20 protein-coding genes and 3 tRNA genes are annotated in these 21746 nt (G+C 46.9%); 11 read left to right on the forward strand and 12 right to left on the reverse strand.

Translation table 11 applies throughout. The annotated features are described in order from the left end of the window. Positions 1-308 precede the first annotated feature (308 nt). The 6 genes from pstB to HXW94_RS15305 form a co-directional block, all read right to left on the reverse strand. On the reverse strand, positions 309-1154 hold the full coding sequence (pstB, locus tag HXW94_RS15280) for a phosphate ABC transporter ATP-binding protein PstB (protein ID WP_425484222.1): 846 nt from the start codon (positions 1152-1154) through the stop codon (positions 309-311). A gap of 33 nt (positions 1155-1187) precedes the next feature. Further along, on the reverse strand, positions 1188-2066 hold the full coding sequence (gene pstA / locus HXW94_RS15285) for a phosphate ABC transporter permease PstA (RefSeq protein WP_178367768.1): 879 nt from the start codon (positions 2064-2066) through the stop codon (positions 1188-1190). Further along, positions 2063-3040: a phosphate ABC transporter permease subunit PstC gene (gene pstC / locus HXW94_RS15290; protein ID WP_178367769.1), complete on the reverse strand. Its 978-nt coding sequence runs from the start codon at positions 3038-3040 to the stop codon at positions 2063-2065. The genes pstA and pstC overlap by 4 nt, the downstream gene beginning before the upstream one ends. An 82-nt stretch (positions 3041-3122) precedes the next feature. Beyond that, positions 3123-4157 carry a phosphate ABC transporter substrate-binding protein PstS gene (pstS, locus tag HXW94_RS15295; protein WP_178367770.1) on the reverse strand — a complete coding sequence of 345 codons (1035 nt, stop codon included), beginning with the start codon at positions 4155-4157 and terminating at the stop codon, positions 3123-3125. A 191-nt stretch (positions 4158-4348) separates the two neighbouring features. Continuing rightward, on the reverse strand, positions 4349-5014 hold the full coding sequence (locus tag HXW94_RS15300) for a hypothetical protein (protein ID WP_178367771.1): 666 nt from the start codon (positions 5012-5014) through the stop codon (positions 4349-4351). 248 nt (positions 5015-5262) lie between these two features. Continuing rightward, a tRNA-Pro gene (locus HXW94_RS15305) sits at positions 5263-5339 on the reverse strand. A 299-nt stretch (positions 5340-5638) separates the two neighbouring features. On the opposite strand from HXW94_RS15305, the gene tig reads away from it, so the two are divergent. The 4 genes from tig to lon all read left to right on the forward strand — a co-directional run bounded on the left by tig (position 5639) and on the right by lon (position 11335). Beyond that, positions 5639-6985 (forward strand): trigger factor, encoded by a 1347-nt coding sequence (gene tig, locus HXW94_RS15310; protein WP_178367772.1) that lies wholly within the window; start codon positions 5639-5641, stop codon positions 6983-6985. Positions 6986-7080: 95 nt separating this feature from the next. Further along, entirely contained in the window at positions 7081-7707 is a 627-nt protein-coding gene (clpP, locus tag HXW94_RS15315; protein ID WP_425484223.1) for an ATP-dependent Clp endopeptidase proteolytic subunit ClpP, read from the forward strand. A gap of 3 nt (positions 7708-7710) precedes the next feature. Continuing rightward, the gene (gene clpX, locus HXW94_RS15320) at positions 7711-8970 is read left to right on the forward strand and encodes an ATP-dependent Clp protease ATP-binding subunit ClpX (protein WP_178367773.1); all 1260 of its coding nucleotides are present in this window, start codon (positions 7711-7713) and stop codon (positions 8968-8970) included. A 13-nt stretch (positions 8971-8983) separates the two neighbouring features. After that, positions 8984-11335 (forward strand): endopeptidase La, encoded by a 2352-nt coding sequence (gene lon, locus HXW94_RS15325; protein WP_178367774.1) that lies wholly within the window; start codon positions 8984-8986, stop codon positions 11333-11335. Positions 11336-11440: 105 nt separating this feature from the next. Here lon and rho read toward each other — a convergent pair whose 3' ends face one another. Next, the gene (rho, locus tag HXW94_RS15330; protein ID WP_178367775.1) at positions 11441-12508 is read right to left on the reverse strand and encodes a transcription termination factor Rho; all 1068 of its coding nucleotides are present in this window, start codon (positions 12506-12508) and stop codon (positions 11441-11443) included. Positions 12509-12785: 277 nt separating this feature from the next. Between rho and HXW94_RS15335 the strand changes: the two genes are divergently transcribed. Together HXW94_RS15335 and HXW94_RS15340 are read left to right on the forward strand one after the other, a co-directional pair. Further along, positions 12786-12861: transfer RNA gene (locus HXW94_RS15335), tRNA-Val, on the forward strand. A gap of 15 nt (positions 12862-12876) precedes the next feature. Beyond that, a tRNA-Asp gene (locus tag HXW94_RS15340) sits at positions 12877-12953 on the forward strand. Between the two features lie 139 nt (positions 12954-13092). Here HXW94_RS15340 and leuB read toward each other — a convergent pair. Then, a complete protein-coding gene (leuB, locus tag HXW94_RS15345) occupies positions 13093-14172 on the reverse strand; it encodes a 3-isopropylmalate dehydrogenase (protein ID WP_178367776.1) in 1080 nt (359 codons plus the stop codon). A 211-nt stretch (positions 14173-14383) separates the two neighbouring features. Between leuB and HXW94_RS15350 the strand changes: the two genes are divergently transcribed. Genes HXW94_RS15350 through HXW94_RS15360 form a run of 3 tightly spaced genes read left to right on the forward strand, consistent with a single transcriptional unit; the run spans position 14384 to position 16845 of the window. Continuing rightward, positions 14384-15565, forward strand: coding sequence for a pyridoxal phosphate-dependent aminotransferase (locus HXW94_RS15350; protein WP_178367777.1), 1182 nt, complete (start codon positions 14384-14386; stop codon positions 15563-15565). Between the two features lie 28 nt (positions 15566-15593). After that, positions 15594-15818 (forward strand): hypothetical protein, encoded by a 225-nt coding sequence (locus HXW94_RS15355; RefSeq protein WP_178367778.1) that lies wholly within the window; start codon positions 15594-15596, stop codon positions 15816-15818. A gap of 10 nt (positions 15819-15828) precedes the next feature. Continuing rightward, positions 15829-16845: a tetratricopeptide repeat protein gene (locus HXW94_RS15360; RefSeq protein ID WP_178367779.1), complete on the forward strand. Its 1017-nt coding sequence runs from the start codon at positions 15829-15831 to the stop codon at positions 16843-16845. 113 nt (positions 16846-16958) lie between these two features. Here HXW94_RS15360 and HXW94_RS15365 read toward each other — a convergent pair whose 3' ends face one another. Continuing rightward, positions 16959-17498 carry a hypothetical protein gene (locus HXW94_RS15365; RefSeq protein ID WP_178367780.1) on the reverse strand — a complete coding sequence of 180 codons (540 nt, stop codon included), beginning with the start codon at positions 17496-17498 and terminating at the stop codon, positions 16959-16961. A 631-nt stretch (positions 17499-18129) separates the two neighbouring features. Between HXW94_RS15365 and HXW94_RS15370 the strand changes: the two genes are divergently transcribed. Then, on the forward strand, positions 18130-18375 hold the full coding sequence (locus tag HXW94_RS15370; RefSeq protein ID WP_178367781.1) for an acyl carrier protein: 246 nt from the start codon (positions 18130-18132) through the stop codon (positions 18373-18375). A 12-nt stretch (positions 18376-18387) separates the two neighbouring features. Beyond that, entirely contained in the window at positions 18388-19377 is a 990-nt protein-coding gene (locus HXW94_RS15375) for a phosphotransacetylase (protein ID WP_178367782.1), read from the forward strand. Between the two features lie 14 nt (positions 19378-19391). On the opposite strand, the gene HXW94_RS15380 is transcribed toward HXW94_RS15375, so the two are convergent. The 3 genes from HXW94_RS15380 to HXW94_RS15390 form a co-directional block, all read right to left on the reverse strand. Further along, the gene (locus HXW94_RS15380) at positions 19392-20660 is read right to left on the reverse strand and encodes a UDP-N-acetylglucosamine pyrophosphorylase (protein WP_178367783.1); all 1269 of its coding nucleotides are present in this window, start codon (positions 20658-20660) and stop codon (positions 19392-19394) included. A 111-nt stretch (positions 20661-20771) separates the two neighbouring features. Continuing rightward, positions 20772-21152 (reverse strand): hypothetical protein, encoded by a 381-nt coding sequence (locus HXW94_RS15385; RefSeq protein WP_218576752.1) that lies wholly within the window; start codon positions 21150-21152, stop codon positions 20772-20774. Then, entirely contained in the window at positions 21124-21636 is a 513-nt protein-coding gene (locus HXW94_RS15390; protein ID WP_178367787.1) for a DUF4143 domain-containing protein, read from the reverse strand. Before HXW94_RS15390 ends, HXW94_RS15385 begins: the two co-directional genes overlap by 29 nt. Positions 21637-21746: the final 110 nt, after the last annotated feature.

Raw genomic sequence — 21746 nt, forward strand, 5'->3', positions numbered from 1 at the left:
AATATTACCAGGGTGCCTATATATTCCTTTAGAACGAAAGCCCGAAGGCTCTCAAGGCTAATCAACAGGACTTGCAACCGAAGTCACAAGCCCACCGATCACCAAAGGTGTCGGTGGGTAGTTGACTCTCCAGTGTCTGCAATCCAATTCCAATAAAATGCTTTTACATGGCGATAACATCTTTGCGGGGCTATATCAAGACCGTTGATAATCCAGTTGTTTTGTTCATATGAAACGGAAAAACCCCTGGGAAAGTATATTTTCCAGGGGTTTTGCGCGTATTGTGCCAAAGGGCAAAGAGCCTCGGATCAGGAGAACTCGCCCTGCAGGTATTCTTTGGTTAATTGTTCCTGGGGATTTTCAAACAGTTCTTTGGTGGGGCCCATTTCAACAAGATAGCCGGTACGCCCGCCCTTGGAGATGTCTACGCCAAAGAAAGCGGTCTGGTCAGCCACACGCATGGCCTGCTGCATGTTGTGGGTTACGATGGCAACGGTAAACTGTTTTTTCAGTTCCACCATCAGCTCTTCAATCTGGCGGGTGGCAATGGGGTCCAGTGCGGAACAGGGCTCGTCCATGAGAATAACACGGGGTTCCGTGGCTATGGCTCTTGCAATGCACAGGCGCTGCTGCTGGCCGCCGGAAAGGGAGAGCCCGTTGTTTTTAAGTTTGTCTTTTACCTCTTTCCACAGGGCTGCACTTCTGAGAGCCTTTTCAACCTTTTCTTGCATGTTCCCTTTATACCGATTCAAGCGCAGGCCAAAGGCCACGTTCTCAAAGATGGACATTGAAAAGGGGTTGGGTTGCTGGAACACCATGCCGATGTTGCGACGAACCGACACAGGATCAATATTGCTGTCATAAATATCAATCCCGTGGAAATGGATATTCCCCACAAACCGGAACCCCCGGATCAGGTCATTCATGCGGTTGATACTTTTAAGCACCGTACTTTTACCACAGCCGGAAGGCCCGATAAAGCCGGTGATCTGGTTTTTTTTTATGGGTACGTGGCTGTCCCGGACAGCAAGAAAATCGCTGTAATAAATTTTCTCTGCTTTACAATCCAATGCAACATCTGCCGGCAGGTCGTTTTCATAGGTGTCGTTTGCATCTACTTCTTTTAATGCATCCATTTCTTTTAATGCTTCCATGAGCGTTTATACTCCCTTATTCATGAGCTAATATTACAGTTTGGTTTTACCACCGACGGCGCGACTGATAATGTTGAGGAAAAATACCAGTACAACAAGGATCAGCGATGCGGCCCAGGCCAGTTCAATAAGATTCTGATAGGGGCTGGATGACCAGTTGTAGATCAGTACGGCCAAAGATGCCGTGGGATTGTTGGGGGCAAGCCAGCTTTCGGAAAAAAGCGCTGTGAACAGCAACGGGGCCGTCTCTCCGGCTGCCCTGGCCACGGCAAGGACAACACCCGTTATGATGCTTGGCATGGCAACGGGTAAAATGATCTTAATCAGGCTTTGGGTCGGGGTGCATCCCATGCCGTAGGCTGCTTCCCGCATGGGGTTGGGTACCATTTTAATGGCTTCTTCGGCCGTGAGCATGACGGTTGGGATCATCAGCAGGGAGAGGGCAATGCCCCCGGCCCACGCAGAATAGTGACCCATGAGAAGAACAACCATGGCATAAGCAAAAACGCCGGCAATGATAGACGGCAGCCCGGTCATGGTTTTTGCGCAGAATCTGGCAATTTCGGAAACTTTGTGGTGGGGGCCAAGTTCTGCCAGATAAATCGCTGCCAGGATGCCAAAAGGGACACTGATCAAACCGGCAATCCCCACCATAAAAGCGGTGCCCAGGATGGCATGGCCGAAACCGCCGACACCCGGGGCATCAAATGCGCCCGGCGGCAGGGTGTAAAACAGTTGAAAGGTCAGTCGTTTGCCGCCACGGTACAACAGCATGATAAGAACTGAAAATAAGGGGATACATGCGGTGACCGCGCAGACAATGGTAATCGTGCTTAAAATGATGGATTTAAGCGCCCTTGGCTCCATGGGTTGACGTTCCAACTTCGGGTGTTGAAGGCTGTCCTCGTTCATTTTTTATTTCCTCCCGGTGTTGTTTTGGCAACAATGACAGCACCTGCAATATTAACGATCAGGGTAATCAGCAAAAGCACGCAGGCCGCATACATCAATGCGCTGGTTTCAAGCCCCGCGTCTGCTTCCGGAAAGGTGTTGGCCAGAAGCGCGGCAATGGTGTCCGCCGGGGAAAGGACGGACAGCGTAATTGTGGACATACTGCCCACAAGCATGGCAAGGGCCATGGTTTCACCAAGTGCCCGGCCAAATCCCAATACAAGTGCACCGAAAATACCACCGGATGCCGTGGGTACCATAACCCGCAAAATGGCTTCCCATCGGGTGGTGCCCATGCCGAAGGCGGCTTCCTTGGTTTTATGGGGTATGGCCTTGAGTGCATCCTGGGAAACGGCTGCAATCGTGGGCAGGATCATAATGGACAGAACCAGGGCCGCCGGAAGAAGGCCTAAGCCCGAAAGCCGTGTGGAAAAAAAAGGAATCCAGCCCAGGTATTCGTGCAGAAAATTGGCAAAGGGGCGGATCAGGGGAACCAGAACATAAATGCCCCATAGCCCGTAAACAACGCTTGGAATGGCGGCAAGCAGTTCAATAATATTTTTTAATATAATTTCAATTTGATATGGAAGAAAGTCCTGGGTGATGAATATTGCAATGGTGATGCCGAAAAATCCACCAAGAATAAGGGCCAGAAATGAACTGTAGAGTGTTCCCCAAATCTGGGGAAGAATGCCATATATATTTTGGCTTGAGTTCCAGTCAGAGGTGAACAAAAATTTGAATCCCAGTTCTGGAAGCGCCGTCAATGCATGTCCACCGATTTTATAGACGATAAACGCCAGCAGGAAAATGGTGGCCCAGGTAAACGTCCGGGTTAAAAACCTGAATGATTTGTCAAAAAAGATGTCGCCCGGGGTGGGCGGTTTGGATAATGTCCTGCCCGCGACATTATCCAGAAATTTATTGTCGGCCATTTTTGTAATCTCCGGAATAAGAAATAGGGCGCTTTCATTCTACATGAAAGAGCCCTCTGATCAAGAAGAAACTAAGATTATGTTACTGAATGTTTTTAGAAGCCGCTCTAACTTTCTCTACAACGCTTTCAGGAAGGGGAATATAACCGGCTTTATCGGCAATCTTCTGTCCTTCATCCAGGCAGTATTCAACCATTTTGCGAAGAGCTGCAGCCAATTCCGGGCTTTTGTTCTTTTTGTAGAACAGCATCCAGGTAAAGGTTGCAATGGGATAAGATGCATCGCCTGCAGGATCGTTGATGAATACGATCATGTTTTCGGGCAGGACAGCGTTGGCAAGTGCAGCCGCACCCGCTTCAGCTCCGGGGCATACAAAGTTGCCGGCTTTGTTTTGCAGGCATGCTGTGGGCAGTTGGCTCAGCTTGGCATAACCGTATTCAGTGTAACCGATGGAGCCGGGGGTCTGGCGGATGGCTGAAGACACACCATCGTTCTTTTTGCCTTTTACCATATTCATGGCGGGCCATTGAACCATTTTGCCCTGGCCGACAGTAGATTTGAAATCAGAAGAGATGGCGCTTAAATGGCCGGTGAAGCCAAAGGTCGTACCGGATTTGTCAGAACGGACAACAACGGTAATGGGCGTGTTCGGCAATTTCACGCCGGGGTTGGCAGCCGCGATCCTGGCGTCATTCCATTTGGTGATTTTGCCCAGAAAGATTTCAGGATATACGTCCCGGGGTAATCTGAGGTCGCTAATCCCGGGCAGGTTGTAGGCAATAACAATTGAACCTGCAGTCATGGGCAACAACTGAACACCTTCGGGAACCTGATCAATTTCGCTTTGTTTCATGGCGGCGTCACTGGCACCGAAATCAACCGTGTGGCCGATAAAGTTTTTAATGCCCGAACCTGAACCGATGGACTGATAGTCTACTTTGATTTCGCCATTGGTTTTTTCGGCAAGATCTTTGAACCATTCGCTGTAAATGGGTGCAGGAAAGCTGGCGCCGGCACCGACGATTTTTATTGAACCTGCAGTTGCGGAGCCCGCAATCATGAAGGATGCTGCAACGGCAGCGGATAAAGCAATACTAAATAAAGATTTGAGTTTCATCTGGCTTTCTCCTGTCCTGTGTTATTAATGTTTTAAACTAACCTCATGGTTAAAAATCCACATGGCGGTATTAGTACTATCGAAATGTTATGATTTTGTTAATATTCCATGAGGAGCATGTAAGTCGAAAAGGCAATATGGATAAAACTGCTTTGGGGGAGGACGCTTTTGTGAGTATTCGGGTTCAGGTATCATGACGCTTGGATCAGTAATTCCGGATTGGCTTGGGCTTCAAGGAACTTTGCAAAATTTTTTTTTATTTTTGGCAGTTTGTATAATTTACCCATTAGATCCTTTTTTGTGGCTTTGGCAAGGCTTGAAGGGTCAAAATATGCTTTGGCATTATCCACCGTCAAAACAAAAGGGGGCTTGCCGCCACGAACAAGAATAGAACTCATCAGCAGTGCGCCGGTGCGGTGGTTGCCTTCAAAAAAGAGCTGGGGTTGGCTGACATGGAGAATATACATGCCGGCGGCACGTTTCCAGGGTGTGACATGCTTATGAGCCTCTGCCCAGGAACGCAGGTGCTTGATGCAGAATTCCGCCTGATTGTAAAACCGCTCACTTGTGGCCAGAATGTGCTGCTGAAAATCCTTTCTTTTTTTTAAATCCTCCCCGCACAGGACAATGTGATTAAGCTCAAGGAAATGGTGCAGCCCGTCCTGCTCCACCAGGCTTAAATCCTGGCCAAGCAGATTGTTAATATACCGGTAGCCGGCAAGCATATTTTCGACAATTTCATCGCGCATGGGTTCCCGGCGCATATCCAGGCTGTCGTTAATATGTTCGAAGTTTTTTTGGACCGTTTTAAGATAATACGCCACTGCCTCAAGGTTGATCCTGAATTTAGCAGACATTTTTTCACCAACTTGTAACAGTCAAAAGATACCGGCAGGCAGGCAGAGTTATTTGGGCCCGCTTGCATTGATAGCCGTGAGTCAGGCATACATTAGAGCAGGCTCTCCGTTATTGTCAAGGCACAGACTAAATTCCTAACAATGCTTGACAAATCGCTAATAAAAGACAACCCATATGGTGAATTTTATTGTTTCCATGATTTTAAGATGTTGTTTGATGGATTTTGAGTTTCTACTTAGGTAGGAAGTGGTCGGGGCGAGAGGATTTGAACCTCCGACATCCTGCTCCCAAAGCAGGCGCGCTGCCAGACTGCGCTACGCCCCGATAATTGAAAAATTAAAAAAGATATTTACCATTCGAAATAAAAAAAATCAAGCTTAATCTTTCCGGTCAGCCCTCCCCATAATTTTAAAAGGGAATAAAAAGTTACAAGACCCAAGCGTTGCTCCTATCTTAGGGTGTGGCAATTTCCTTGACACCATTAGGAATACAGGGTAATTTAGTAAACTTTATGTAAAGTGTGTATGTGCCGTGTAATAAATTGAGTTAAGGTATAATTATTATTATTTTTTTGAAGATGCGTTAGAGTAACGCCAATTAACAGGATATAACAGGACAAAATCATGCAGGTAAAAATCGAAGATCAGAGCAGTATTAAAAAAGTGCTTTCTTTTGAAATTCCTAAGGAAACAATTTCCAAAGAGCTGAATAAAGCCTATGCCGAGTTGAAAAAGAAGGCAGATATTAAAGGTTTTCGAAAAGGAAAAATTCCCAGAAAGGTGCTTGAAAACCGGTTTTCCGCAGAGGTTCATGCCGAGGTTGCCCCGCGCCTGATCCAGGAGGCTTTTGCCGAAGCAGTTGAAAATCATAAGTTGGATATTGTGGGCGGGCCCCAACTTGAGCCTCCGGAACTCAAGCCGGACGCTGATTATGCATTTGATATCACTGTGGAAGTTAAACCTGAACTAGATGATATTGATTTACAAGGTCTTGAAATTAAAAAGAGGCTTTATGAAGTTGCCGAGGGCGAAATCGAAAGCCAGATCTATATGCTGCAAAAGAGCATGGCGACAAAGCGGAAAGTCGAAGAAGAACGTCCGGTAAAAGAAAATGACTTTGTTCTGATTGATTATGAAGGGTTTCTGAATGGCGAAGCCTTTGAGCATACCCCTAAAGTCGAAAATTATGTCACAGCGATTAATAAAGAGCCGTTGCCCAAGGAATTTTCCGAAAAACTGATCGGTGCCATTCCGGTTCAGGATCTGGAAATTGAAGTGGTTTACGATGATGATTATCATGATGAGAATTTGAAAGGAAAGACCATTCAATATAAGGTCAGGCTCAAGGAGGTCCAGGAAGAGGTATTGCCCGAAGCCAATGATGATCTGGTAAAAGATCTTGAACAATTTGAAACACTTGAGGATGTAAAAGCCTCCATCCGGGATAACCTTGAAAAGGGGATTGCCCAGCGGGTCAAGCATGAAATGAGTGAACAGATTTTTTCTCAAATTCTTGAAAAAATAGACTTTCAAGTCCCTCAAGCCCTGGTTCAAGGTGAACTTAACGGCATTATTGCTGAGACGGAACAGGCCTATGCCCAGAATAATACATCCCTTGAAGACGTCGGGTTAAGCCGGGAAATTATGCAGGAAAAATACAAAAATGTGGCTGAAAAACAGGCCCGCCGGCATCTGATTCTGGATAAAATTATTGCCCAGGAAAAAATGGAACTTAGTGATGAAGAACTTGACGCCGGCTTTGAAGAGATGGCTCAAGCCATGAGTGCGACAAAGGATGCTATCAAGAATTTTTTCAATATGGACCCGCGCCAACTTCAATATTACAAACATACCCAGCTTGAAAAAAAGGCAATTGACCTTATAATAGAAAAAAGTAACGTCATTGAAGTGACGCCGGATGCTTTGCAAGGCGCTGATCTACCAAGTGAAGAAGCAGGTGTGCAAGCATAAAAATAATCTGCAAGCTTATTTAAACGGTGCCATTTATTATTACGTGACCGATAAGGTTAAAAACATATATTTAGATTATGACAAGGAGTTAAATCGTGCCTCTTATTCCGATGGTTGTTGAGCAGAGCAACAGGGGAGAACGTGCCTATGATATCTATTCACGGCTTTTAAAAGACAGGATTATTTTTTTGGGATCTCCCATAGACAATGAAATTGCCAATCTCATTGTTGCACAGATGCTGTTTCTTGAATCCGAAGATCCTGAGAAAGATATCAACTTTTATATTAATTCTCCCGGCGGCGTTGTCACAGCAGGCATGGCCATTTATGATACCATCCAGTACATCAAGCCGGACGTGGCAACGGTGTGTATCGGCCAGGCAGCCAGTATGGGGGCATTACTTCTTACTGCCGGAACATCCGGCAAACGGTTTGCCCTGCCCAATGCCAGGATTATGATTCATCAGCCGCTGGGCGGTGCCCAGGGCCAGGCCACGGACATCAAGATTCAGGCGACTGAAATTTTAAGAATGAAAGATTCTTTGAATGAAATTATAGCAAAGCATACGGGGCAGGACATTGAAAGGGTTGCGGCTGATACGGAACGTGATTTTTTCATGTCCGGAGAGCAAGCTTTGGAATACGGCATTATTGACCGTGTGGTCAGTGACAGAAGCCAATTGGAACAGGCCTCTGAGCAGGAGGCGTCAAAGGAGTCATAAAATATGGCCAAAAAAGATGATACAAACGATCAGTTTTTCTGTTCATTCTGCGGTAAAAATCAAAGGGAAGTAAAAAAACTGATAGCCGGGCCTAGCGTCTATATCTGCAATGAATGTATTAAGCTGTGCAGTGAAATTATTGAAGATGAAGAAAAAGAATCGGCTGTTGAGCCGGAAAGCGCCAAGGCGTTCATGGTGCCCAAGCAGATCAAGGATCAACTTGATTCTTATGTGATAGAACAGGATCGTGCAAAAAAGGTTTTATCCGTGGCGGTTTATAATCATTATAAACGTCTGGCCTCAAATCTGACAAAAAACGGTGATGAGGTTGATATTCAGAAAAGCAATATTCTGATTATCGGGCCGACCGGATGTGGTAAAACCCTTCTGGCCCAAACCCTTGCCCGCTTTCTGGATGTCCCCTTTGCCATTGCCGATGCCACGGCTTTGACCGAGGCCGGTTATGTTGGCGAGGATGTGGAGAATATTGTTCTCTCCCTGGTTCAGAATGCTGACTATGACATTGAAAAGGCCCAAAAAGGTATCATCTATATTGATGAGATAGATAAAATTTCCCAGCGGGGGGACAACCCTTCAATTACCCGGGATGTCTCCGGAGAAGGGGTTCAGCAGGCCCTGCTCAAGATCATTGAAGGCACTATTGCTTCGGTACCCCCCAAAGGCGGAAGAAAGCATCCCCAACAGGACTATGTAAAGGTGGATACCTCTAATATCCTGTTTATCTGCGGCGGAACATTTACGGGGCTTGAAAAAGTGGTTGAGCGCCGTTTGACCCAGAAAACCATGGGATTTGGTGCCAAAATCGCAGATAAAAAAGATGTAAATATCGGAGAACTGCTCGAGCAGGTAAAGCCCGAAGACTTGATCAAGTTCGGCTTGATCCCCGAGTTCTTAGGACGCCTGCCCATTATAACTTCCATCGGGGAGCTTAATGAACGGTCTCTGGTCAAGATCCTGACCGAACCTAAGAATGCTTTGGTTCGGCAGTATCAGGAACTTTTTCGCATTGAAGGGGTGAGTCTTCAGTTTACGGATGAGGCCCTTGAGGCCATGGCCAAGGAAGCCGTTGCCAGAAAATCCGGAGCCAGGGGGTTGCGTGCCATTATGGAGGAAACCATGATGAACATCATGTATGAGATTCCTTCCAAAAAAGATGTGGTTGAGTGTGTGGTGGGCGAAGAGGTGGTGGTAAACAACGAGGACCCCATCTTGCTGTATGAACAGACCAAAAAGCAGGCTTAAGGCTTAATCATCCATGATCAGTATTTCCCGTTTTTTCAATCCCGAAGATGGGCCTGAAAAGGAGAGTAAAGCCCTTCCGCTGGTACCCCTGAGGGATATTGTCCTTTTTCCCTTTGTTACAACCTCTATTTTTGTGGGAAGGGAAAAATCCATCAGGGCGCTTTCCCAGGCCATGGGCGGTGATAAGAAAATTTTTCTTACAACCCAGAAAAATCCGGAAGTCCTGAAACCAACGATTGATGATATTTTCCAGGTGGGCACAGAAACCCGGATCACCCAGCTGTTGCGACTGCCTGATGGTACGGTAAAGGCACTGGTTGAAGGGGTTGCCCGCGGGTGTATCATTAAAATGGTTGACCAGGATGGTTTCCAGGTTGTTGATTATGTGGATGTCACTGAAAAGCCGTTGACCGATGTTAACACTGAGGCTGTCATTCGCACTGTTTATGAAGCGTTCCAGCATTATGCCGATTTGTCCGGCGTGGTTTCCAAAAGTTTTTTCAAGGGACTGGACGCCTTGGAACAGTATCCGTCAAGGTATGCCGATACCATTGCCGCCCAACTGCCCTTTAAGGTTCAGGATAAACAGAAGTTACTGGAGTGTGGTGATATTGAAGAACGTTTCTTTTTGCTTTTAAAGTTCATTCAAAAGGAAACGGAAGTTTTTTCCATGTCCCAGAAGATCAAGGGCAGGGTCAAAGAACAGATGGATAAACTTCAAAAGCGCCACTACCTTAACGAGCAGATGCGGGCCATTCAAAAAGAAATGGGTGAAGATGGCCAGGGTAGCGAGTTTGCTGATCTTGAAAAAAAGATCAAGGCCAAGCGCATGCCGAAAGAAGCTGCCGGGGTTGTGCGCAGGGAGTTGGAAAAGCTCAAGCTGATGCCTGCAACCTCTTCGGAAGCAACCGTGGTCAGAAATTACATTGACTGGCTGATTTCCCTGCCCTGGTACCGGAAAAAACGGGTAAAAAATGAGATTTCAAAGGCGGAGCAGATTCTGGACCAAGACCATTACGGCTTGAAAAAACCCAAGGAACGAATCCTTGAGTATCTGGCGGTACAGATTCTGGTTAAAAAAATAAAAGGTCCGATTCTTTGCCTGGTGGGGCCTCCGGGGGTCGGTAAGACATCCCTTGCCCGGTCTGTGGCTAGGGCGACCGGGCGTTCATTTGCCCGGATTTCACTGGGGGGAGTCCGTGATGAGGCGGAAATTCGCGGGCACCGAAGAACCTATGTGGGGGCCATGCCCGGAAAAATCATCCAGACATTGAAAAAAACGGGATTTAATAATCCGGTCTTTTGTCTGGATGAAATTGATAAAATGACCAGTGATTCCAGAGGAGATCCCTCTTCTGCGCTTCTGGAGGCACTGGACCCCGAACAGAACAAAAATTTTAACGATCATTATCTTGAGGTTGATTATGATCTGTCTGAAATTTTGTTTATTACCACAGCAAACACCCTGCATGAAATTCCGGCCCCCCTGCGTGACCGTATGGAGGTGATCCGGATACCCGGGTATACCAATTATGAAAAATACCAGATTGCCACCGGTTACCTGGTTCCCAAACAGATGCGGGAAAACGGACTGGATGAAGGAGAGGTCTCTTTTTCAAAACCCGCGGTTGAGATGATTATCAAGCAGTACACCAAGGAAGCCGGGGTGAGAAATCTTGAACGCGAGATTTCTTCTGTGATTAGAAAAATAGCCACGGAAATTGTGCGGACCAATACGCGAAAAAAGTATCAGGTTACAGCAAATACGGTTTCAAAATATCTGGGACAGTTTAAGTTTAGAAATTGCATTCTGGAACAGGAAGATAAAATTGGAATTGTTACCGGGCTGGCCTGGACCCAGGCAGGCGGTGAGCTTTTAACCATTGAGGCGGTGACCATGCCGGGAAAGGGCAAGGTCATGGTTACCGGAAAACTTGGGGACGTGATGAAGGAAAGCGCCCAGGCAGCTGTATCCTATGTTCGTTCAAGGAGTCTTGATCTTAACATCAGAGACGACTTTTATAAGGATACGGATATTCATATCCATGTGCCCGAAGGGGCCATTCCAAAGGATGGACCTTCAGCCGGCATTGCCATGTGTACGGCCGTTGTTTCCATTCTCACCGGTCGGGCCGTAAGCCGGACAGTGGCCATGACAGGAGAAATAACCCTTCGCGGACGGGTGCTGCCCATTGGCGGCCTGAAGGAAAAACTTCTGGCAGCCCATGCCAATGGGATTAAAAAGGTTATTCTCTGTGAGGAAAACAAAAAAGACATCATAGACGTTCCCCGGGCGATTCAAAAACAGCTTGATATTGTCTATGTGGAAAATATGGCGGAAGTGCTTGAGCATGCCCTGGTATAATATTTTTTAACGACTTGTTGGGCGTGTAAAAATAATAAATCGCTGCACGTGCAATGTTTTGGTGCCGTGATTTTTTATTTTTAAAGATACAGGAAAATGCTGTCTTTATTCGATCATGGACAAAAATTGTGACATGGCCGTGACTTCATCTAACGGCGCAATACTGCGTCGAATATTCACCATGTTCTCATACTCTTCAGGTGCCATGAGCAGATCTTCTTTCCGGGTCCCTGATTTATTGATATTAATAGCCGGCCAGATTCTTTGTTCAGCACACTCTCTGGACAGGTAAAGATCCATATTGCCGGTACCTTTGAATTCCTGGAAAATAACATCATCCATGCGGCTGCCGGTTTCGACTAGAATGGTGGCAATGATTGTAAGGGAACCGCCGGTCTCAAGTTTTCGGGCACCCCCGAAAATTTTTCTGGGAAACTCCATGGCATTGGCGCCAAGACCGCCACTCATGGTTTTGCCATAGGAATCGGTGTCAATATTAAACGCCCGGGTCATCCGGGTTAAAGAGTCAATGAAAACAACAGCATCCTGGCCGATTTCCGTACACCTGATGGCCGTGTGCATCGCAAGGCGGGTCATTCTCATGTGCTGTCCGATTTGTTGATCCGCAGAAGAATACAGCACATGGGCATCTTTAAGCCCTCTTTGGAAATCGGTAACTTCTTCAGGCCGTTCATCCACAAGAAGAACAAATACCTTGGCATCCGGGTGGTTGACGACCACGGAATTGGCCATGTGTTTTAAAATTGTTGTTTTTCCGGATTTTGGCGGGGCGATGATCAACCCCCGTTGTCCCATGCCGATGGGTACAATCAGATCTAACGCTTTTCCGGTTAGATCATCAGGTCCCTGGGCAAGATGGTACCTTTCAAAAGGGTTGACGCTGACCTGCTCCTGGAGCATTGGCGTTCTTATGAACTCGTCAAAGGGAAGGTTGTTAATGGTTTCAATACGTATGAGCGCTACGTTTACATTCTGCGGGCTCTTTTTTTCTCCATAGCCTTGAATAAAGCTGCCTTCTCTAAGATCCAGTTTGCGTATCAAGCTGTTGGGTACATAGGGATTTTCAGGCTTGGGATTGTAATTATCTTCAAGATTCCTTAGAAAACCAAATCCCTTGTCCATGATTTCCAGATATCCCTGAACAGGTTCCATTGTCGACTCCTAAATTATACTTTTGCTGCTGACATTATAAATCAGGGAGATCATACATGTGATATCCCGTGTTTTATTTTGATTGTTGTCAGGAAAAGAGGTGATAAGATTTTGCATTCAATTATTCTATACTGTTTATATATTAATGGAGAAGCATAGCAATGTTCTCATGATTTTGCAAGGATTTGATTAAATTCCCAACCGGATGCTGAAAGAAAAAAAAATAATAATTTTACTTGACACCCATATTTGTTCTTGGTATACCTAATGCCGTTTCGGGCGATTAACTCAGCTGGGAGAGTGCAAGCCTTACAAGCTTGAAGTCGCAGGTTCGATCCCTGCATCGCCCACCAGACGAAGTAACCTACGGGGGTGTAGTTCAGTTGGTTAGAACGCTAGCCTGTCACGCTAGAGGCCGCGAGTTCGAGTCTCGTCACTCCCGCCACAATAAAAATAAAGGGCTTTTGAGGATACTCAAAAGCCCTTTATTTTTTGGGGACAGAAAGAAATAAAAATAAAAAAACGGCCACGGAGAAACGACTCTCGATGGCCGGCGTGTACCGAAGTTTTGTTGCCCATGGGCCTTAGTTTGTCAGGGCATTGATGATCTCAGTTCCCATTTCTTCAGTATTAACGGCATTTTCTTTTTTATCTGTCAGGTCTGCAGTGAGAATTCCCCGATCAAGAACATCGGAAATGGCTGTCTCAATGGCATCCGCGGCCTGGGTTTGTCCAAAGGTGTATTTCAGCATCATGGCTGCGGACAGGATCTGGGCAATGGGATTGGCGATACCTTTACCCGCAATATCCGGTGCTGAGCCACCGGCCGGCTCATACAGGCCGAATTTTTTTTCATTCAGGCTTGCCGAGGAGAGCAATCCCATTGATCCGGTAATCATGGCGCATTCGTCCGATATAATATCTCCAAACATATTTCCGCATAAAAGCACATCAAACTGCTGGGGATTTCGAATAAGCTGCATGGCGGCATTATCAACATATATATGATTCAAGGTGACATCCGGATAGGATTTGGCGGTTTCTATGACCACTTCCCGCCACAGAACCATGGCGGTCAGCACATTGGCTTTGTCCACAGATGTAACCAGGCTGCGTCTTTTCCTGGCGGCCTCAAACGCCATTTTGGCAATCCGTTCAATTTCGAATCTGGAATAGACCATGGTATCAAATGCCGTTTCATCAGGGCCGCTGCCCCTTTTCCCTCTGGGTTGACCGAAATAGAGCCCGCCGGTCAGTTCTCTGACACATAAAATGTCAAATCCGTTTTTTATGATTTCCGGCTTCAGGGGAGAGGCGGATGCAAGGGAAGGGAACACTTTCGAGGGTCTCAGGTTGCAATATAAACCAAAATGTTTGCGCAACGTCAGAAGCGAAGCACGTTCCGGCTGTTCCTCGGGTGGCAGGTGTTCCCATTTAGGACCGCCCACGGAACCAAACAGAATGGCATCTTTTTGTTCGCACAATGCCAGGGTTGAGTCCGGCAGGGCTTTGCCATGGTTATCAATGCCGGCGCCACCCACATCTGCGTATTCAAAAGACAGTTCAAAATCAAAAATATCCGCCGTCTTGTCAAGTACTCTGATGGCCTGTTCCATGACCTCCGGGCCAATGCCGTCTCCGGCAAGTACAGCAATTTTGTTCAATTTTTTTACCTCCTGTAAGTTTATAAATAATTAATTTAATTAAACTATACTGGAATTTTTTTAATAAGGCAAGATGCAAGATAACAATCAGAATATATTTACGGGCAATTGCCCTGTCCGTGGATAAATTAAACGTTTTGGTTTGAAGCATTTTACGTTATGGTGTTCCCCCAATACTAAATTTACATTTAACAGACAAAGAGGTGTTGTTATGCCAATTGCAGACAAGATGGTCGGAATCGTAGAATCCGCATCCATGATCAGAAAAATGTTTGAGGAAGGCATCCGGATGAGAGAAGCGTTCGGGGCTGATAATGTATTTGACTTCTCTTTGGGGAATCCCGATGTCCCGCCACCGCCGGTGGTCAAGGAAACGGTTCTGGGTCTGATCAACGATGCCGCAACTTCCCACGGATATATGCCCAATGCAGGATACCCCTGGGTCCGCCAGGCCGTCGCCGATTATCTGAATACCCAGTGCGGCGTTGAAATGACTGCCGATCTGGTGGTTATGAGTGTGGGCGCGGCCGGTGCTTTGAATGATACCTTAAGGGCGTTGGTCAATCCCGGCGAAGAGATCCTGGTACCGGCGCCCTATTTTGTGGGGTACAACCAGTACGCGTTTATTTCCGGAGCCGGCCTTAAAACCGTCGCTACCAAGCCTGATTTTCATTTGGATCTCGGGGCCATTGATGAGGCGGTTAATAAAAATACCCGCGTCATGCTGATCAATTCTCCCAATAACCCCACGGGGATCGTTTACACCAAACAGGAGCTGGACGAATTGGGACTGCTTTTAGAAAAGAAAAGCAAAGCGTTTGGTCGACGCATCTACCTGATTTCGGATGAACCCTATCGCAAGATTGCCTATGATGTAGAAGTGCCCTGGATGTTCGGCGTATATGATCATACCATTGTCCTGACTTCCTATTCCAAGGAACTCTCCCTGGCCGGCGAGCGTGTGGGGTATCTTGCGGTTCATCCTGCAGCTGAAGATGCGGAATTGATTGCGGCCGCCGCGGGCGTGGCCAACACCATGATGTTTGTGAACGCCCCGGCCCTGTTCCAGCAGGTGGTGGGAAAATTGCAGGGCGTAAGTGTGGATATTGCCATCTATCGAAAACGCAGGGATATGATCTGTGACGGGCTTGCAGCAGCAGGGTATGATTTTAACTTACCTGATGGTGCCTTCTACTTATTCCCCAAAAGCCCTATTGAAAATGATGTGGAATTTGCGGGCCTGCTTAAACGAGAGAACATTCTGGTTGTGCCCGGCTCCGGATTTGGCGGACCCGGCCATATCCGGCTCTCCTATGCTGTGCCTGAACAGGCCATTGTAAATTCCATGGCCGGATTCAAGCGAGCCATGGAAAAGGCTCAAAAGCTCAAATAACGCGATTTTTAACCACGGAAGACACGGAATGCACGGAAAATTAGGGAACAAAGCTTTTTCCGTGCTTTCCGTGGTTAAGTCTAATTTTAAAACCACATCCGTAATGGTCCGGACCAGGATCAATGACAGACCCTGTGAGAGTTATCACCCCACTATGTGCAATGCGCCCCCACTATTTGTCCGGGACGATAATGCTTTTGCTTATTTAATGGCATTTATAGATGTGCCATTCATGAACATGGTGGGAATGTAAAGGAGTTATTGTGAAACGATTTATCCTCTCTATTGTATTGGGCATAGTGTTCTGTCAGCCCCTTTTTGCCGAATCTGAAAAAATCTTGTTTGAAAAAGGGGTGGCCTTGATGAAGAACGATCAGTACCAGGAAGCGGTAGCGGTTTTTACCCGTTTTATCGAGCTGGCCCCGGAAAACCCGGCCGCTTACAAAAACAGGGGGGTGGCCTACATGAAAATGGGGAAGTATGATCTTGCCATCCATGATTTTGAAAAGACCAGACAAATCAAACCGAATCTGAAGGGTCTTTATTCCAACCTGGGGGTGGCCTGGTATTATAAGGGTGATTTTGACCAGGCCATCAAGAATTACAATATGGAGATCGCCCTGACCCCGGACAACTACTATACCTTTTTCAACCGGGCCATCTGCAGGGCAGAGTTGGACCAACTGAGCGAAAGCCTTGCAGATGTGAACCGCACCTTGGCCCTTTTTCCCGAATTCTACCTGGCCCACTGCTTCAGAGGCGATATCCTGGCGAAAATGGGCAAAACCACCCTGGCCAGGGAGGCATACCAGCGTGCACTTGAGATAGATCCGGCCCACGGCTATGCCAAGGAAAAGATCGCAGGCCTTCCACCGGAAGAAGAGAAACAGGAAGAAAAGATAATGGCCGAGGCACCTGAAGAAACAGAGGCGGCTGTCGCAAAGGAAATCAGGGAACCCCCTGTGGAAAAGTCTTCCGCAGAAACCGAATCCGTTAGCAAAACCGTTCAGACCCTGGCCGGGGATTCGGAAACCACTCCTGCCTATGAATTGCAGGCAGGGGCATTCCAGTTGGAAAAAAATGCCCAGGCCCTGGCAAAGCGGCTGCAGGACAAGGGGATTGCTGTGAGGCGCTTCGAGCTGACCCGGCCCAGCGGAAAAATCTGGATTCTGGTCAGGACAGGGGCCTTTGAGACAAGGGCAGGGGCTGAGGCTGCCCGGGCCCGGGCCATGGAAAAAAGCGGCCTTGAATTTATCGTCAGGCCCTATGGTGCATTTTAAGCCCGGGACTTCTGCATACGCCATCTGCTTAAACTGGTGAAAGATCGAGAGCGCCTATTATACTGGCTTTTCCGGGCAAAAAAGAAATATGGGCGTTGCCTTGCTTTCCATTTTTAATATTCATAGACATCTGGAAAGTCTTCGCCCAGAAATTCTACGCTGGGCATTTCCCAATCCTGCACAATATTTTTGGCCAGTTCGATAGCCATATCAGCACGATCTGTTTTAATGATGGCGTTGTGCCGTATGCCGGAAACACACCAATAGCCCATGGTTCCGTTTTTTTCATGATTACGGATCATTCGTTTGTTTTTTTCTTCAGCTTCGATCATTTTTTCTCTAAACTCTTCAACAACATCGCTTTTGAGAAAATCACCCAAACTGTTCGGCTTATCTTCAGCTCTCCCTATATCCTCTATGGCGTCCAAAGCTTCTTTCCACAAAGACAAATTCCCAAGCTGTACAGCTTTATCTATGCCGACATTTTCCAACAATAACCCCAACAGGGTTATTCTGTCCTTTTCGTTCCAAAAGAGTTTGCCTTCATACGATTCTATTCTGGTGTTATCAGGAATGGTGTTGATCCTGTTCCGGATTTCATCACCGACCCATTCCCTACCCTTGCGTTGTATGTTCCATTCAATATCAGCCATGGGTTGTCCTTTTTTTGCCCGTTTTTTGAAGGTCAATTTATACTCGATGTTCAAGTTTTTGATGATAAATTGCCAAAGTTACTCAGCAAGAACAATTTTTGAACGTTAGAGAGGGCGTAGGCTCCAATCTACCCATAGTTCTTCCGCTCATATGTTTTTTAGATGGCATAAGTTGGAAAACATCTTTGGCCTTGATCATTGTTTCGGCCAATGCGTGGAAGGTAGGTTGTGCAGTTCGGGGGACACGATACAAAATTATCGTTGTTTCCTTTGAAAAAAATGTCTGCTGCCTGCGGTTACCCCGCTGTGTAATATGATGTGGATAACCTGGAGCCACTACTCTTGTTAATCTTGCCATACTGGTACTTATTGCAAATGATACTTGTATTGACAATATTTTTGTATCGTGTCCCCCGAATTTGCGAATTTATTGCATTTAAAATAAAAGTTGACACCTTAGAAGAGGTTGGGCATACTTTCTCAACGCAAATGGCTATATATTTTTTATATGAAAGTCTTTATAAAACCAATATTGACTTTCATTTCTCGTTGTGTGGCAAACCACAGCTTAAATACCAGATCTGCACATGGCAGTTCTTTGAAATCCGTCATCAGGTATCAGGAGGTTTTTATGGCAACCGTAAAAGAGCAATTGGTTAAAATTGTAGCCGAAATACTGGAAATGAAAATCGATAAGATTGAAGATCAGAGCCGTTTCGTGGAAGACCTGGACGCTGAGAGTATCCAAAGTATCGAGCTTATGGCGGCGTTTGAAGAGGAATTTGATATCGAGATGGACGAAGATGAAGCCATGGCCGTGAAAACGGTTGGTGATGCCGTCACCTTTATAACACAATGCATTGAGGAGCAAAGATAAAGGTACCAATTAATGAATGATTTATTTAACCGGCTTGAATCAAGGGCAAAACAGATTAATAAAACCATTGTCTTGCCTGAGGGCGAAGATGAACGCATCGTTGTAGCCGCTGCCCGGCTGCACGCTTCCGGTATTGCCCGTCCCGTGCTGTTGGGTATCCCGGATAAAATTTATGCAATTGCTGAATCCGCTGCTGTCGATGTTTCGGGTGTCTCGATATTCAACCCCTCAAAAGATGAACGCCTGGAAAAGATGGCCGCCCACTATTGCCAGGCCCGCGCCAGGGTCAAGGAAAAGGTCGCCCTGCGGTTGGTTAAAAAACCGTTGTTTTTCGGATGCATGCTAGTGGAGATGGGTGACGCGGACGGCGTTGTGGGAGGTGCGACATGCACCACGACAGCCGTTCTCCAGGCGGCTGGGCTTGTGATCGGTTACGAGCACGGGGTACCCAGCCCTTCCAGTCTAATGCTCATGCAGGTGCCTGATTTCCTAAACCAGGGCCCCAAGTGTTTTGGTTACGCAGACCCCGCGGTTACCGTAGACCCCACCGCTGAAGAACTCGGCGCCATTGCCGTGCAGAGTGGTCATAATTTTCGTCGTTTCATCGGGGAAAAACCCCGGGTGGCGTTTCTAAGTTTTTCTTCCAAGGGGTCGGGTTCTCATGCACGGGTTACCAAAATACAAGCGGCCCTGCAAGCAGCCCTTGCCCTCGAACCCGATTTCCCGATGGATGGGGAATTCCAGGCAGATGCTGCCATCGTTCCCCGGGTGGCCGCCCAAAAGATAAAAGTCGAAAGTAAAGTGGCCGGCCAGGCAAATGTATTGGTCTTCCCGGACCTTGATTCCGCCAACATCGCCTATAAACTCACCCAATACATGGCTGGCGCAGAAGCAATCGGCCCAGTACTCCAGGGCTTTCGCAAGCCGGTTAACGATCTGTCACGGGGGTGCATCGCAGATGACATCGTGAAAGTAGCGATCTTGACGGCACTTCAAGCCTAATGCCCTGTGATTGCTTACGTTGCCGGATTGTCCACGATGTTCAGACCGGGCAAACAGCCCGAGGTTCTCTTCAAAACTTCATTCACTATATCTGTCAACCATTGGGTGCCGGCATTTTTGTTTTCAGCATCCAGGTTTTGTATGGCACTCAGGTAGTCATTGGCCACTTGTGAGCGCACTTCGCTGATAGCAAAGAGAAAACGGTCCTGAAGGGCGCTGTCACCCTGGAAGGTGCTAAGATGCTGCAAGACGTCGGCAACCTGGTCCCAATTGGCTGCAAACTCCTGATTGGGACTGAGTTTTTTTGCCGGGGACGATGCCTTTTTGATACGTTTTTTTCCCAGGGAAATCAGCTTCCGGCTAAGTAAATCCAGCCGTTTGATCCGTTCGGCAACAGCCAGCTCCAGTTTGTCCAGCAGGGCTTCATGCAGGCTCTTTGGGAAGCGCGAGCCGATAAACTCTACGCGCACCTGGCGATACCATTGCCTTAAAGCGTAAAGATTGGCAATGTAATACATATTGTTGCGTATAATGCGGGACAGGTCACCATAGCGTCCCGGCACAAAGCGAATGTTGACCTTACGCCCTAAATTACCGTGGATCAGACGGTTAGGCCGCAATTCATCCTTAGTTAAAACCGTGCCCGCCGTCACCATCGTACCGTACGACAGTCGGCAAGGCCCCACCATTCCGCCCTGCCCCCCTAAAAAAATAGGTCGCTGGTCGAGCATAACCCCTTGTGGAACATCCCCTATCAATGACGGGGTCGCTTTGTCCTGGTTGGGTGTATAATTGAAATGGATGTAAGAGCTGCCGACTTCGCTGTGGTCTTTGCGGCTGGTACCGCCTGCCATGAAACAATCGCAAAAATTGATCAGGCTGCCCAAGGTGACAAAGGGAAAAAGGATGGTCTGCTTCAGGCCCACGGTATGGGCACCGTTGGCCTCTTCCTCAAAGATACAGCCCTCCCGTATCTGGGCCCCGGAACCCATGTTGGCTTTCTCAAGGAAAACGGCCGATTTGAAATAGCCACCTTTCAGGTCTACATCCGGCCCGATCTGGCAATCCTGAATCGTAACCGGGGCTTCATAGCCGAGCCGTGCCCCATCCAAAATAAGGGTGGTGGCGCCCAGGATCTTGCAGCCGGAATGGATGGTCACATTGCTGCCGGATATACGTTCCAAATCCACTTCTGCGCCGATTTCCACACTGTGGGGATTCATGATCCGGACACCTTTATCCAAGAGCCTTTGTATGCGCTGCTGATTATCCTGATGGTTCATGATTGATTTCCTTTCTTTGAAATAGTTCTTTCACATGTTAAGCTGCTGCAAGTTGAACATCACCGCTAACCGTTACTTTTTATCACTACAAAAATAGACAAATATGCTCATTTATACATTTAACGGATGCGCCTTCCAGTTTTTCATTTTAATAATAAAAGGGGCAACATTCAGACATTTTTTCCATCCGTTGAGCCATCCGTCTATCTTACTCAAAAATTCTCCAGCGGTAACAGCGGCGCTGGCAGATTCTGATATATAACCAAAACCTGTTGAACTTTTAAGCGAAATTTGAAAAAATTTTGCACGAAAAATTTTTTCTGGTTTTAAGTACCCTCCCCCAAATCCGTTATAACCAGGAAATGGGGTATATGCATCGGAAAGGTACTGCGGGATAAGGGGCCAGGCCCCTATGTAAAGATTAAAGACTGGGTAAGTTACTCGGATTTTACAAATTGCAGGTTCAACTTTCAATTTGCAAAATTTGATCAATTTGGCGGCTCATACCCCCTAAACCGGCTACCGGTATCACTGACCAATCAGACCGGGGCTGCGGGGTTGTACCTCCGTATAGCAGTATACCGCCCCGTACGCGGTTTTGGGCGATGCGCTTGAATTGATCCAGTCCTTTGAAAAACTGCTTGGAGACGGTCTGGCCTGATTTAATTTCCACCAGGGCCAAATCATTTCCCCTTTGAACCACCAGGTCAACTTCATTGCCTGTACTGTCCCGGAAAAAGCAAAGTCCTGGCCTATACCCTTGATGATAGTATTGTTTATATATATCCGCCACCACCATATTCTCAAACAGGTTGCCCCGCAATGGATCCCGGGATATGTGCCGTACCTCTTGAATCCCCAGAAGATAGGCGGCCAATCCCACATCCCAGAAATAAATTTTCGGGGTCTTAACAAGACGCTTGGATATATTGGCATGCCATGGCTGCAATAGAAAAATAATATGGTCAAGAAAAATATATCAAAAAAATTAAAAAAATAGTAGAATTATATCTCAAAAAACTTTATGAGTATTAATATGAAGTCAAATCAAGCACTTAAAATACTTAGAGTGTCGAAATCCACTTT

It is taken from the genome of Desulfobacter latus (assembly GCF_013389365.1).
Classification (GTDB): domain Bacteria; phylum Desulfobacterota; class Desulfobacteria; order Desulfobacterales; family Desulfobacteraceae; genus Desulfobacter; species Desulfobacter latus.

Excerpts from the sequence above, each read along its gene's own strand:
- pstC (WP_178367769.1), bottom strand. The coding sequence starts at position 3,040 with ATGGCCGACAATAAATTTCTGGATAATGTCGCGGGCAGGACATTATCC.
- HXW94_RS15300 (WP_178367771.1), bottom strand. The coding sequence starts at position 5,014 with ATGTCTGCTAAATTCAGGATCAACCTTGAGGCAGTGGCGTATTATCTT.
- pstB (WP_425484222.1), bottom strand. The coding sequence starts at position 1,154 with ATGGAAGCATTAAAAGAAATGGATGCATTAAAAGAAGTAGATGCAAAC.
- HXW94_RS15350 (WP_178367777.1), top strand. The coding sequence starts at position 14,384 with ATGCCAATTGCAGACAAGATGGTCGGAATCGTAGAATCCGCATCCATG.
- tig (WP_178367772.1), top strand. The coding sequence starts at position 5,639 with ATGCAGGTAAAAATCGAAGATCAGAGCAGTATTAAAAAAGTGCTTTCT.
- HXW94_RS15365 (WP_178367780.1), bottom strand. The coding sequence starts at position 17,498 with ATGGCTGATATTGAATGGAACATACAACGCAAGGGTAGGGAATGGGTC.
- HXW94_RS15355 (WP_178367778.1), top strand. The coding sequence starts at position 15,594 with ATGCACGGAAAATTAGGGAACAAAGCTTTTTCCGTGCTTTCCGTGGTT.
- pstA (WP_178367768.1), bottom strand. The coding sequence starts at position 2,066 with ATGAACGAGGACAGCCTTCAACACCCGAAGTTGGAACGTCAACCCATG.
- HXW94_RS15370 (WP_178367781.1), top strand. The coding sequence starts at position 18,130 with ATGGCAACCGTAAAAGAGCAATTGGTTAAAATTGTAGCCGAAATACTG.
- HXW94_RS15380 (WP_178367783.1), bottom strand. The coding sequence starts at position 20,660 with ATGAACCATCAGGATAATCAGCAGCGCATACAAAGGCTCTTGGATAAA.
- HXW94_RS15375 (WP_178367782.1), top strand. The coding sequence starts at position 18,388 with ATGAATGATTTATTTAACCGGCTTGAATCAAGGGCAAAACAGATTAAT.
- lon (WP_178367774.1), top strand. The coding sequence starts at position 8,984 with ATGATCAGTATTTCCCGTTTTTTCAATCCCGAAGATGGGCCTGAAAAG.
- clpX (WP_178367773.1), top strand. The coding sequence starts at position 7,711 with ATGGCCAAAAAAGATGATACAAACGATCAGTTTTTCTGTTCATTCTGC.
- rho (WP_178367775.1), bottom strand. The coding sequence starts at position 12,508 with ATGGAACCTGTTCAGGGATATCTGGAAATCATGGACAAGGGATTTGGT.
- pstS (WP_178367770.1), bottom strand. The coding sequence starts at position 4,157 with ATGAAACTCAAATCTTTATTTAGTATTGCTTTATCCGCTGCCGTTGCA.